Source organism: Pontivivens nitratireducens, assembly GCF_011290545.1.
Taxonomy (GTDB): domain Bacteria; phylum Pseudomonadota; class Alphaproteobacteria; order Rhodobacterales; family Rhodobacteraceae; genus Pontivivens; species Pontivivens nitratireducens.
Genome location: NZ_CP049811.1, coordinates 1037501 through 1049247 on the forward strand (window position 1 = coordinate 1037501; position 11747 = coordinate 1049247).

Sequence of the window (11747 nt, forward strand, 5' to 3'; positions counted from 1 at the left end):
CCACCCTTCGCTCGCTTGATGTCTAACCGCGGTCCGTTATCCGGATCCGGGACCCTGTGTGGCGGGTAGTTTGACTGGGGCGGTCGCCTCCTAAAGAGTAACGGAGGCGCGCGATGGTGGGCTCAGGTTGGTCGGAAATCAACCGTCGAGTGCAATGGCAGAAGCCCGCCTGACTGCAAGACTGACAAGTCGAGCAGAGTCGAAAGACGGCCATAGTGATCCGGTGGTCCCGAGTGGAAGGGCCATCGCTCAACGGATAAAAGGTACGCCGGGGATAACAGGCTGATACTGCCCAAGAGTCCATATCGACGGCAGTGTTTGGCACCTCGATGTCGGCTCATCACATCCTGGGGCTGGAGCAGGTCCCAAGGGTTCGGCTGTTCGCCGATTAAAGTGGTACGTGAGCTGGGTTTAGAACGTCGTGAGACAGTTCGGTCCCTATCTGCCGTGGGTGTAGGAGACTTGAGAGGAGTTGCCCCTAGTACGAGAGGACCGGGGTGAACGATCCACTGGTGGACCAGTTGTCGTGCCAACGGCAGTGCTGGGTAGCTATGATCGGACAGGATAACCGCTGAAAGCATCTAAGCGGGAAGCCCCCCTCGAAACAAGGTCTCCCCATTAGGGCCGTGGAAGACCACCACGTCGATAGGCTGGAGATGTAAGTGCAGCAATGTACTCAGTTGACCAGTACTAATCGCCCGATTGGCTTGATCCAAACCAGTAGAAGGATACCCCTTCTCAGGGTCGAAGTCACATACACACAATGTGTTCAGACACAAACAAAACAAAGACAGTCTCGTGTATTATCCTGGCAGACGCCCTTCCATACCGGAAAGGCACCTGCCAGGCTGCAGCGCTTTTGCCAACGGCAAAAGCCTGCGGAGATATTGACTGGTTTGGTGGACATAGCGCGAGCGATACACCCGATCCCATCCCGAACTCGGCCGTTAAGCGCCGCCGCGCCGATGGTACTGCGTCTCAAGACGTGGGAGAGTAGGTCACCGCCAAACCTGTCAATACCTCCTGCGCTCTCATATGATGTTTCGCTATTCAAAAGGCGCCCTGCGGCAACGCAGGGCGCCTTTTGCGTTTGGTCTGTTTTCATGCGGTAATCTGTCTACATCACTTCTCGACGGTACGTAGGATGAGTTCATCCAGGCGCACCTGGCATTTCCCCAACTCGTAGTTTTCGAGAATACTCTGGCGCGCGGCCTTGCGCAGGGCTGCGGTGTCGACCTTGTTGGCGAGCACGTCGGTAACCCGTTCCGCAATCTCCACCGGGTTGAAGAAATCGACCAAAAGACCGTTTTCCCCGTCCCGAATAACTTCTTCGACCGGTTTTGTGCGAGAGCCGACGACCACGCACCCTGCTGCCAATGCTTCGAGACACGACCAGGACAGAACGAATGGATATGTCAGGTAGACATGCGCGGCCGAGACCTGAAGCAGGTTGAGATAGCGGGCATATGGCAGTTGACCTGTGAAGTGCACACGACCCTTTGGCAGCATGACCTCTTTGAGCAGACGATCCTTGTAGCTGTCGCCCTCAGGCAGATTGCGCCCATAGCTGACGCCGTTCGCACCGACGATCACAACATGTGCATTCGGGCGTTTGGCAAGGATGTGCGGCAGGGCGCGCATGAAACTGTGAAATCCGCGATAAGGCTCCAGATTCCGGGCGACATAGGTCACCACTTCATCGCCGGGTTTGAAGGTCGGGCCGCCGTCCACCGTAAAGGTGGCGTTGCTGTTGGGGCAGGCGCGGGTGCAATCAATCCCATCATGAATGACGTCGATCCGATCGCGATAGGCGCTCGGAAACTGCTGACGTTGCCAGTTGGTGGGCGCGTACAGGGCATCGGCGGCTTCGGCGGCGATCAGATGATGGGAATTGCGCATCCGGGTGCGAAAGGCAATCTCCCCCCCGTCGGGATATTCCGGGTCGAAGTCGATATTAGTGCCCACCGAATTATAATAGAATTCACAATAGCTTATCAGGGGGGAGTCCGGGAATATATCCTTGAGGAACAGCGTTTCCCCCCAACCGGGATGGCCGATCATCACATCGGGAACGAAACCGGACTTTTTCAATTCTGCGGCCTTACGCGCAACACCTTGCCCGTACAGCACCGCATTCTCCGTCATGCGCAGATAGTGATGGGTTTCCTTGGCTGGTTTGCGGTGCGGCTCGTACTCGATCTTACCCACTCCGGGTAGTCCCTGCTTCCCCTTGTGGGTAATGTAGATGACCTGATTGTCCGGGTTCGCGGCGAGCCGAGCGGCCACATGACGAAACTGCGCCGGTGCATTCTGGTGAACGAACAGAACTTTCATCGGCGGTCTTTCGTACTGTGTATATCAGTGCGGGACCGTAGGAGGCGGCCCGTTTCAAGTCAACGCAGCGATAGGCCATTGCGTCCGCGTGTATGGTCCGTACAGTTGCAGATGCCTCGGGGTGGTCAATGGCCTGAGATGCGCGTGCGCAGACCCGTAGAACCTGAACCGGATCATACCGGCGGAGGGAAGGCTGTGGCGCAGGCCCCTCCTTCATCTGCCATGGAAGGAACCTCGCATGATCAAGAAAACGCTATTGTTTGCCACATTGACGGCGCTGCCATCACACGCGCAGGAGCTTGTGGTTTATACCTATGACAGTTTCACGTCTGAATGGGGGCCTGGACCGCTGGTCGAAGCGGCATTCGAGGCGGAGTGCGACTGCGACGTGACATTCGTCGGTACCGGTGACGGGGCCGCCATGGTCGCGCGGTTGCAACTCGAAGGTCCGGGAACCGATGCCGATGTGGTGCTGGGTCTGGATACGAACCTGATTCAGGCCGCGCGGCAAACAGGATTGTTCACTACGGCGCCGGACGACCTGGCGCAGCCGGACTTGCCCATCGCATGGCAGGACGATGTGTTCGTGCCGTTCGACTGGTCCTATTTCGCATTCGTTTACGAGTCTGATGCGCTGGCCAATGTCCCAGCCTCGTTCGAGGAGCTGGCCGCATCCGACATCAGCATCGTTATTCAGGACCCGCGATCCTCCACACCCGGATTGGGACTGCTGATGTGGATCGATGCCTTGTACGGGGATGACGCGGGCCAAATTTGGGGCGGGCTTGCCGATAATATCGTGACCGTCACCCCCGGCTGGTCCGAGGCCTATGGCCTGTTTCTGGAGGGGGAGGCCGATATGGTTCTGTCCTATACGACGTCGCCCGCCTATCACCTGATCGCGGAGGAAGACGCCGGCAAGGACAGCGCGATGTTTGATGAGGGGCACTACCTTCAGGTCGAGGTGGCCGCCGCGCTGGCCGGCAGCGATCAACCTGAACTGGCAGCGCAGTTTCTGCGGTTTATCTCGTCTCAGGCCTTCCAGTCCGAATTGCCGACAACGCAGTGGATGTATCCGGCCTATGAAACCGATTTGCCGGAAGGATACGATACCCTGAACGTCCCTGAAATCGCGCTCCTGCAGGCGCCCGAACTTGCTGCCGACCGACGCGATGCGGCGTTGGCCCTGTGGCGGAATGCGTTGAGCCAGTGAAGCTGACGGGATGGCTGGGGCTGACGATTGCGGCGCTGATCCTGCTGGGATGCGGCGCCGCGATTCTGGTGTTGATCGACATATCGGGGGGCGCATTCACGCTGTCCCCCGCCGATCTGGCAGCGATCCGCTTCACGTTGGTTCAGGCGGGCCTGTCTGCCGTGGGGTCCATCGTGATCGCGGTGCCCCTGGCACGGGCGCTGGCACGCCGCAGGTTTCCCGGTCGCGATGCCGTGGTGACGGCGTTGGGCGCACCCTTCCTGCTGCCGGTGCTGGTCGCGGTGCTGGGGTTGTTGGCGATCTGGGGCCGCAATGGGGCGCTTTCCAGCTTTCTGGAAGCTCTGGGCGCCCCTCGATTGAATATCTATGGTCTTACCGGGGTTGTGCTGGCGCATCTCTTTTTCAACATACCGCTGGTCACACGGCTGTTGCTGCAAGGATGGGCGAGTATCACGGCGGAGCATTTCCGCCTTGGCCATCAACTTGGATTCGGCCCATATGTGCGGTTCCGCCTGATCGAGTTGCCGATGCTGCGCACGGTCCTGCCGGGGGCTGGGCTGCTGGTCTTTCTGCTATGCATCACGAGCTTCGCCATCGCCCTGACCCTGGGCGGCGGGCCAAAGGCGACGACGGTCGAGCTGGCGATATATCAGGCGATCCGGTTCGACTTTGATCTGACGCGGGCCGGTATGCTGGCCGCGATCCAGACGTTGCTATGTCTGCTGGTGGCGGGGGGCGCGATGCTGACGGGCACCCCGGGTGAGGCGCGCGCCGGCATGATCCGAGCGGAGGGCGCGGCCGGGCGCGACGGGCTTTATCTGGATTACACGATCATTGGGGCGGCCGGGATGTTTCTGGCGGCCCCCGTCGGGGTCGTCATCCTGCGCGGTGCGCTTACCTTGACGGATTTGCCCGCGTCGGTGGTCGAGGCGGCGATCCGCTCGATCCTCGTGGCGATCACTTCGGCGGCTCTGTCCGTCACGGTCGGGCTGGCCATTGCGGTCGGGCTGGTCCGGCTCGCGATATTCAGGCCGCTGCTCGCCCGTCTGGGCGAGGGGGCGATCCTGATCGTGCTGGCGATATCGCCATTCGTGCTGGCAACCGGGTGGTTCATTCTGCTGCGGGGGCATGTCGATCCGTTCGCGATCGCTCTGCCGATGGTCGTGGGGATCAATGCGCTGATGGCGCTACCGTTCGCGCTGCGGTCCTTCGTTCCGGCGGTCGCCCTGGCGGAGAGGACGGATGGCAGACTGGCCGATATGCTGGGTCTGACCGGCGCGACGCGGCTGCGGCATGTTCTGTTGCCCCATATGCGGGGGCCCGTCGCGTTCGCGGCGGGTCTGGCGGCTGCTTTGTCGATGGGGGATCTGGGTGTGATCGCGCTGTTCGGCTCCACCAGCACGGCGACCTTGCCCTTGGTCATGTATCAGCTGATGGGGGCCTACAGGATGGAGGCTGCGGCCGGTGCCGCCTTGCTGTTGCTGATCCTCAGCTTTGGCCTGTTTGCCGCGATCGACAGGATGGGAAAGACGAATGATCGGATTTGAAGGCGCAGTGCTGCGGAATGGCGCATTCGATGTGCGCGCCGACCTGACGGTGGAGGGGCCGGGCATCTGCGCTGTGGTCGGGCCCTCAGGCTCGGGGAAATCCACGTTGTTGCTGGCGCTGGCCGGGTTCCTGCCGGTCGTGCAGGGTCGGTTAAGTGTAGACGGGCGCGATATCACGCATGTCGCGTCAGCCCGGCGACCGGTCAGCGTTCTGTTTCAGGATCACAATCTGTTCGCGCATTTGAGTGTGACCGACAATGTATCGCTGGGTCTGCGGCCCGACCTGCGACTGTCCTCGGATCAGGCCGCGCAAGTGCGCGATGCGCTGCACCGCACAGGGCTTGACGGATTGCAGGGTCGCAAACCCGCCGCGCTGTCAGGTGGCCAGCAACAGCGCGTGGCTCTGGCCCGGGCCCTGCTGCGCGACAGGCCTGTGTTGCTGCTGGATGAAGCGTTCGGCGCGCTCGGCCCCGGCCTGCGTCGTGAGATGCTGTTGCTGGTGCAATCCGTCGCGATCGAGCGGAACCTGACCGTTCTGATGGTCACGCATGAGCCGGAGGATGCCCGCACCATCGCGGATCATGTGATGTTCGTGGGGGAAGGGCAGGCGCACCCGCCCCTGACAGTGACCGAGTTCTTCGCAGAGCCGCCGCCCGCCGTTGCGGCATATCTGGGATTATGAACGAAAAAGGCCGGGGACATGCCCCGGCCTTTCGCAACTTTGCCGCGCGGATCACTCCGTGCGGTGCTTTACATTGTACCAGAGCTTCTTGTTGGTCAGGTACAGCAGAACCGTCAGCAGGCCGAGGAACAGGACCGCAGTCAGGCCGAACGCCTTGCGCTGGTTCAGTTTCGGTTCTGCGGCCCACATCAGGAACGCTGCGACGTCCGTCGCCTCGCTCTCCAGATCGGTGGGGGCATGGTCGGCATGTTCGATGTCGTCCCCATAAAGCGGGGGCGCCATCGCGATCCAGCCGCCCGGAAAGGCGGTGTTGCCGTAGAAGGTGATACCCGCCTCGACCTTTTCCTCACCAGTGTAACCGGTCAGGATCGACGCGATGTATTCCGGCCCGCCGATGCCGTTGATGAGCGGACTGATGCCTGTGCCGTAGGGCCCGTGGAAGCCCGCGCGCGCCTTCGCCAAGAGCGACATGTCCGGTGCACCGGCAAGCTGCGAGCCCGGGAACGTGTCGGACAGGGTCGCGGGACGTTCGTCACCGACCATCGCCTCCAACCCGTCGTCGGGAACGTAGTAGTTGCTCGCCAGTTCGGTGATCATATCCGCAGGCATGTCGGGACCGGTCGGTTCCGTCAGGTTGCGAAAATAGACCAGTTCCATGCCGTGACACGACGAACAGACCGAATTGTAGATCGCCAGACCGCGCTGAAGCTGTGCGGTATCATAGCGACCGAACGGCCCCTCGAAAGGGAACGCAAAGTCTGTGATATGGGACTCTTCCTCGGCAGCGAAGACGCCACCGGTGGTCAGGGTCAGCGCCGCGAGGGCCGAAAGGAGTAGTTTCTTCATTTGCTTGTCTTTCCCTTCGCCTGTCATTCCGCCGGAACGGTGCCAGCTTCGGCACTGGTGGCGGGATGTTTCGCGTCGAAATCTTCCTCAATGGTGAGGGGCTGCTGCGTGGGCTCTTCGAAGAGACCCAGAAGCGGCAGAATCACCAGAAAATAGGCGAACCAGTAGATCGTACCGATCAGCGAGATCTGCGGGATCGGCGCCTCGGCCGGCATCGCACCCGCCCACATCAGGACGATGAAATCGACGACCAGCAGGATGAACCACCACTTGAACATCGGGCGATAACGCCCCGAACGCACGCGGCTGGTATCGGTCCAAGGCACGACGGCCAGAACGGCCAGCGATGCGAACATCACGATCACGCCCAGGAACTTCGAGTCGATCAGAACCACGTCCGTGAACGGGATCGAGATCGAGAAGGTGATCGCCCGCAGCATCGCGTAGAACGGCAGCAGATACCATTCAGGCACGATATGGGACGGTGTCACCAGCGGGTTCGCCGGGATGTAGTTGTCCGGGTGGCCCAGGAAGTTCGGCATGAAGCCCACGATGGCCACGAAGATCGTCATGATCAGCGCCAGCGCGTAGAGGTCCTTGATGACGAAATACGGCCAGAAGGGCAGGGTGTCCTTTTGGGCGACTTCCTTGCTGTCGCGACGCACCTCGACACCGGTCGGGTTGTTGTTGCCCGTGGTGTGGAACGCCCAGACGTGGACCAGCGTCAGGCCCAGCAGCAGGAACGGCATCAGATAGTGCAGCGAGAAGAAGCGGTTCAGCGTGGCGTTGTCCACTGCGGGACCACCCAGCAGCAACGTCTGGATCGGCTCTCCGACATAGGGGATCGCGCCGAACAGGCCGGTGATCACGGTCGCACCCCAGAAGGACATCTGACCCCAGGGCAGGACGTAGCCCATGAACACGGTTGCCATCATCACGATCAGCATGATTACGCCGATCAGCCACGTGACCTCACGCGGGGCCTTGTACGAGCCGTAGTACAGGTTGCGGAAGATGTGTGCATAGACGGCGATGAAGAACAGCGACGCGCCGTTTGCGTGGACGTAGCGGATCGCCCAGCCTCCGTTCACGTTGCGCATGATGTGTTCGACCGAGGTGAACGCCAGATCGACATGCGGTGTGTAGTGCATGACCAGCACGACGCCCGTGGCGATCTGCATGACCAGCGTGAAGACCAGAACGATGCCCCAGATCCACATCCAGTTCAGGTTCTTGGGCGTGGGAATCATCAATGTGTCGTAGAGGAGGCCGACAACGGGGAGACGCTTGTGCAGCCACTTCTCTCCACCGGAATTCGGCTCGTAATGGTCGTGGGGAATGCCACCCATCGGTATGCTCCCTTATCCGAGTTGAATGACGGTATCGGAGATGAACTCCGCGACCGGAACGTGAAGGTTCTGAGGCGCAGGCCCGCGGCGGATACGGCCTGCCGTATCATAGTGCGAACCGTGGCACGGGCAGAACCAGCCACCGAAATCGCCGGCACCATCGCCCAGCGGCACGCAGCCCAGATGGGTGCACACGCCCTGCATCACCAGCCATTCACCGGATTCGCCCAGGGTGCGGTTTTCGTCCGTGGCGGGGCTGTCCACACCGCCGGGGCTGTTGGGGTTGCGTGATTCCGAGTCCTTGAGATCGTCGAGCGACACCTGGCGACCGGCCTCGATCTCCTCCTGCGTGCGGCGGCGAATGAACACCGGCTTTCCCAGGAACAGCACGGTCAGCTGCGTGCCTTCGGTTATGCCTGACACGTCAACCGGGATGGACGCCATCGCCTGTACATCGGCGGACGGGTTCATCTGGTTGACCAGTGGCCACACGGCGGCGCCGGCGGCAACGGCCCCTGCGCCGGCAGTGGCCACGTAAAGAAAGTCGCGGCGGCTTGGTTCTTCTGCGGTCTGGGACACGGTACGCATCTCCCCTCTTCGGTTTCGGCCCCTTGCAATGGCGCGGGGCCAACGTCATCTTCCGATATCGCGGCAAAGTGCGGCGATCTGGGTTTCACCTACACCGTGCGCGCGTGTCGGTCCAGCAGACAGTGCGCCGCATGGTGCGCAAGCGATGCATCCGTGCCACGCAAGGAGGTCCGTCACTATGCGACTTGCGGTATTCGAGCCTGACATCGCGGCAAATCTGGGTGCGATGATCCGTATCTGTGCCTGCTTCGGCACCGGACTGGACGTGATCGAGCCGTGCGGTTTCCCCCTGTCGGACAAGGCTTTGCGGCGCGCGGCGATGGATTACATGCCCGAGGGGGGCTATCGCCGCCACGATTCGTGGGCCGCGTTCCGCTCCACGGTGCCGGGGCGTCTGATCCTGCTGACCACCGGTTCCAGCATCCCCTTGCACGGGTTCGCGTTCGAGGCGGAGGACACGTTGATGGTCGGGCGCGAATCCGCAGGCGTGCCCGATGCCGTCGCCGCCAGCTGCGATGCCGGTGTGCGGATCGCGATGCCGGGTGGCGGGCGCTCGCTGAATGTCGGGGTCGCGGCGGGGATCGCCCTGCACGAGGCCTTGCGACCCGTCTGACTGTCGTTTTGATACTACAGGAATATCAGACCGGCGTTGAACAGGGTTTGGCAGTCGGATGCATCGCGAAACCTGTTGGAGGATGACAGGCTTGCCGCGACCGCCATGCCCGCGCCACGAAAGCGGGGGTCGTCACATTCACCGTCGAACGGATAGCTGCCGCTGTCATTGCCGAAGTTGATGCCGGTCGCCGCCGGAACGGGAACAGCCATCGGTGCAGCCTGCGTGGCCATGGGCGCAGCCTGTACCGCCAACGGCGCTGCCTGGGTTGCCACGGGGGCGGCTTGCGTGGCCATCGGCGCTGCTTGCGTGGCGATCGGGGCCACGGGAGTCGCAACTCGAGTGGCCTGTGGCGCCATCGGTGCGACCGGCATCGCCGCGCGCGTGGCCGGAACAGCAGAACCCTTGCCGGTCGCCGCCGGTGCCTGAACTGCGAGACCGGGCGATGTCGCCGCACATCCGGATATAGCGATCGACGTTGCCAGTAAAACAGGAATGGACAGCCGCATTTCGTTTCCTCTCTCTAAGAACTGGACGTCAGTGTGAGGATGAAAGCACGCTGAGGGAACGATAGATTTCGGAAAACACCGGAAATCTCTTGAAAAGAACCGATCCGAAGCCCGTTTTCAGTTGAGGATCAGCCCCGTGCCGCCATTTGTGCTACACCCAGCGCCGATAGAGCCTGCTCGACGATCTGCGGTGCGTTCATCGCGGCCACGTCGTACATCGCCTTGGGACTGTCCTGATCGATGAAGGTGTCGGGCAGGACCATCGGGCGGACCTTCAGTCCATGTTCCAACGCGCCCTCGACCGCCAGCAGATGCAACACTTGCGAGGAGAAACCGCCCACGGCGCCTTCCTCCAGCGTGATCAACACCTCATGCTCCCGCGCCAGACGCAGGATCATGTCGCGGTCCAGCGGCTTGGCAAAGCGGGCATCGGCCAGGGTGGTGGAAATGCCGCGTGCCTCCAGATCCTCATGCGCCTTGATCGCCTCGGCCATGCGGGCGCCGAAGTTCAGGATCGCGACCTTGGTGCCCTCACGCAGGATGCGGCCCTTGCCGATCTCGATGGGGATGCCGCGTTCGGGCATGTCCACGCCCATCCCCTCCCCCCGTGGAAAGCGGAAGGCGGAGGGGCGGTCGTCGATCGCGGCGGCGGTGGCGACCATGTGCACCAGTTCCGCCTCGTCCGCGGCGGCCATGACCACGAAATCGGGCAGGTTAGACAGGTAGGCGATATCGAACGTGCCCGCATGGGTCGCCCCGTCCGCGCCGACCAGCCCGGCCCGGTCGATGGCGAAGCGCACGGGCAGGCGCTGGATTGCCACGTCATGCACGACCTGATCGTAACCGCGTTGCAGGAAGGTGGAGTAAATGGCGGCAAACGGCTTGCATCCGCCTGCGGCCAGACCGGCGGCGAAGGTCACGGCATGTTGCTCCGCGATGCCCACGTCGAAACACCGCTTGGGGAAACGTTCCGCGAACAGGTTCAACCCGGTTCCGTCGGGCATCGCGGCGGTGATGGCGCAAATCTGCTCGTCACGCGCGGCCTCATCCATCAGGGCCTTGGCGAAGACCTTGGTGTAGCTCGGCGCGTTTGAGGCGGATTTCTTCTGCTCGCCGGTGATGACGTCGAATTTCGCGCGGGCGTGTCCCTTGTCCGCCGCGCCCTCGGCCGGGGCATAGCCCTTGCCCTTTTTCGTGATGGTATGAATCAGGACCGGACCTGTCGCGCGGGCGTGTACGGCGCGCAGGACGGCCAGCAACTGTTCCATGTCGTGGCCGTCGATCGGGCCGATATAGGAAAAGCCCAGCTCCTCGAACAAGGTGCCGCCGACGGTCAGACCCTTGAGCAGATCCTTCGCGCGCTTGGCCCCCTCGCGGAAGGGTGGGGGCAGCAGGCTGGCAGCAGTTTTCGCGGCATGTTTCAGTTCCTCGAACGGACCCTCGGCATAAAGACGCGAAAGATAGGATGACATCGCGCCGGTGGGCGGGGCGATGCTCATCTCGTTGTCGTTGAGGATCACGAACATCCGCTTGCCCAGATGACCGGCATTGTTCATCGCCTCATAGGCCATGCCGGCGCTGATCGACCCGTCGCCGATCACCGCCACCGCATCGCCCAGCCCCTCAGCGCATTTGCCGTGAAGCTCCCGCGCCATGGTAAAGCCGAGAGCCGCGGAAATGGAGGTGGAGGAATGCGCCGCCCCGAACGGATCGTAGGGGCTTTCCTTGCGCTTGGTAAAACCGCTCAGACCGCCTGCCATGCGCAAAGTGCGGATGCGGTCGCGCCGGCCCGTCAGGATCTTGTGCGGATAGCACTGGTGCCCGACATCCCAGATGATCTTGTCGCGCGGGGTGTCGAACACGGCGTGCAACGCCACCGTCAGTTCCACCACGCCCAGACCCGCGCCCAGATGGCCGCCAGTCTCACTTACCGCGCTGATCGTTTCGGCCCGCAACTCATCCGCGACGCGCGACAGTTCGGAATCGGAAAACTGCGCGAGGTCAGACGGAAAGGCCACGCGGTCCAGCAGGGGTGTATCGGGGCGTTGGGCCAAGTCGGGGTCTCC

Annotated in this window: 10 protein-coding genes, 2 rRNA genes and 1 riboswitch (1 of these 13 cut by a window edge); of the genes, 6 read left to right on the forward strand and 6 right to left on the reverse strand. The window is 62.1% G+C overall.

All coding sequences use genetic code 11. The annotated features are described in order from the left end of the window. Both G8E03_RS05010 and rrf read left to right on the forward strand, forming a co-directional pair. Window positions 1-715: ribosomal RNA gene (locus G8E03_RS05010) — 23S ribosomal RNA — on the forward strand (it extends 2115 nt beyond the left edge of the window). Window positions 716-895: 180 nt separating this feature from the next. After that, window positions 896-1010 (forward strand): 5S ribosomal RNA (rrf, locus tag G8E03_RS05015). A 112-nt stretch (window positions 1011-1122) separates the two neighbouring features. Here rrf and G8E03_RS05020 read toward each other — a convergent pair. Continuing rightward, the gene (locus tag G8E03_RS05020) at window positions 1123-2334 is read right to left on the reverse strand and encodes a glycosyltransferase family 4 protein (RefSeq protein ID WP_166189332.1); all 1212 of its coding nucleotides are present in this window, start codon (window positions 2332-2334) and stop codon (window positions 1123-1125) included. A 107-nt stretch (window positions 2335-2441) separates the two neighbouring features. Beyond that, window positions 2442-2541: riboswitch (TPP riboswitch) on the forward strand. Window positions 2542-2572: 31 nt separating this feature from the next. Here G8E03_RS05020 and thiB point away from each other — a divergent pair. From thiB to G8E03_RS05035, 3 genes are read left to right on the forward strand one after another with little or no spacing between them, the layout of a single operon-like run. Next, window positions 2573-3547 carry a thiamine ABC transporter substrate binding subunit gene (gene thiB / locus G8E03_RS05025; protein ID WP_166189334.1) on the forward strand — a complete coding sequence of 325 codons (975 nt, stop codon included), beginning with the start codon at window positions 2573-2575 and terminating at the stop codon, window positions 3545-3547. Beyond that, complete coding sequence (locus tag G8E03_RS05030; RefSeq protein ID WP_240910427.1) at window positions 3544-5094, forward strand: ABC transporter permease family protein; 1551 nt, start codon at window positions 3544-3546, stop codon at window positions 5092-5094. Before thiB ends, G8E03_RS05030 begins: the two co-directional genes overlap by 4 nt. Further along, entirely contained in the window at window positions 5081-5776 is a 696-nt protein-coding gene (locus G8E03_RS05035) for a thiamine ABC transporter ATP-binding protein (RefSeq protein WP_166189339.1), read from the forward strand. The genes G8E03_RS05030 and G8E03_RS05035 overlap by 14 nt, the downstream gene beginning before the upstream one ends. Window positions 5777-5827: 51 nt before the next feature. On the opposite strand, the gene G8E03_RS05040 is transcribed toward G8E03_RS05035, so the two are convergent. The 3 genes from G8E03_RS05040 to petA are packed head-to-tail and all read right to left on the reverse strand — an operon-like array spanning window position 5828 to window position 8559. Next, entirely contained in the window at window positions 5828-6622 is a 795-nt protein-coding gene (locus G8E03_RS05040) for a cytochrome c1 (protein ID WP_166189341.1), read from the reverse strand. A gap of 23 nt (window positions 6623-6645) precedes the next feature. After that, window positions 6646-7971 (reverse strand): cytochrome b, encoded by a 1326-nt coding sequence (locus tag G8E03_RS05045; RefSeq protein WP_166189344.1) that lies wholly within the window; start codon window positions 7969-7971, stop codon window positions 6646-6648. Between the two features lie 12 nt (window positions 7972-7983). Further along, complete coding sequence (gene petA / locus G8E03_RS05050; protein WP_166189346.1) at window positions 7984-8559, reverse strand: ubiquinol-cytochrome c reductase iron-sulfur subunit; 576 nt, start codon at window positions 8557-8559, stop codon at window positions 7984-7986. Between the two features lie 178 nt (window positions 8560-8737). On the opposite strand from petA, the gene G8E03_RS05055 reads away from it, so the two are divergent. Further along, window positions 8738-9172: a tRNA (cytidine(34)-2'-O)-methyltransferase gene (locus tag G8E03_RS05055; RefSeq protein WP_166189348.1), complete on the forward strand. Its 435-nt coding sequence runs from the start codon at window positions 8738-8740 to the stop codon at window positions 9170-9172. Window positions 9173-9186: 14 nt separating this feature from the next. Here the strand turns inward: G8E03_RS05055 and G8E03_RS05060 are convergent, their stop codons facing one another. Together G8E03_RS05060 and dxs are read right to left on the reverse strand one after the other, a co-directional pair. Then, a complete protein-coding gene (locus G8E03_RS05060) occupies window positions 9187-9681 on the reverse strand; it encodes a hypothetical protein (protein WP_166189350.1) in 495 nt (164 codons plus the stop codon). A gap of 128 nt (window positions 9682-9809) precedes the next feature. Continuing rightward, entirely contained in the window at window positions 9810-11735 is a 1926-nt protein-coding gene (gene dxs, locus G8E03_RS05065; protein WP_166189352.1) for a 1-deoxy-D-xylulose-5-phosphate synthase, read from the reverse strand. Window positions 11736-11747 lie beyond the last annotated feature (12 nt).

Bases quoted from the DNA above. Each gene is read 5' to 3' on its own strand.
- G8E03_RS05020 (WP_166189332.1), bottom strand. From the start codon at position 2,334: ATGAAAGTTCTGTTCGTTCACCAGAATGCACCGGCGCAGTTTCGTCAT.
- thiB (WP_166189334.1), top strand. From the start codon at position 2,573: ATGATCAAGAAAACGCTATTGTTTGCCACATTGACGGCGCTGCCATCA.
- G8E03_RS05035 (WP_166189339.1), top strand. From the start codon at position 5,081: ATGATCGGATTTGAAGGCGCAGTGCTGCGGAATGGCGCATTCGATGTG.
- G8E03_RS05040 (WP_166189341.1), bottom strand. From the start codon at position 6,622: ATGAAGAAACTACTCCTTTCGGCCCTCGCGGCGCTGACCCTGACCACC.
- G8E03_RS05045 (WP_166189344.1), bottom strand. From the start codon at position 7,971: ATGGGTGGCATTCCCCACGACCATTACGAGCCGAATTCCGGTGGAGAG.
- petA (WP_166189346.1), bottom strand. From the start codon at position 8,559: ATGCGTACCGTGTCCCAGACCGCAGAAGAACCAAGCCGCCGCGACTTT.
- G8E03_RS05055 (WP_166189348.1), top strand. From the start codon at position 8,738: ATGCGACTTGCGGTATTCGAGCCTGACATCGCGGCAAATCTGGGTGCG.
- G8E03_RS05060 (WP_166189350.1), bottom strand. From the start codon at position 9,681: ATGCGGCTGTCCATTCCTGTTTTACTGGCAACGTCGATCGCTATATCC.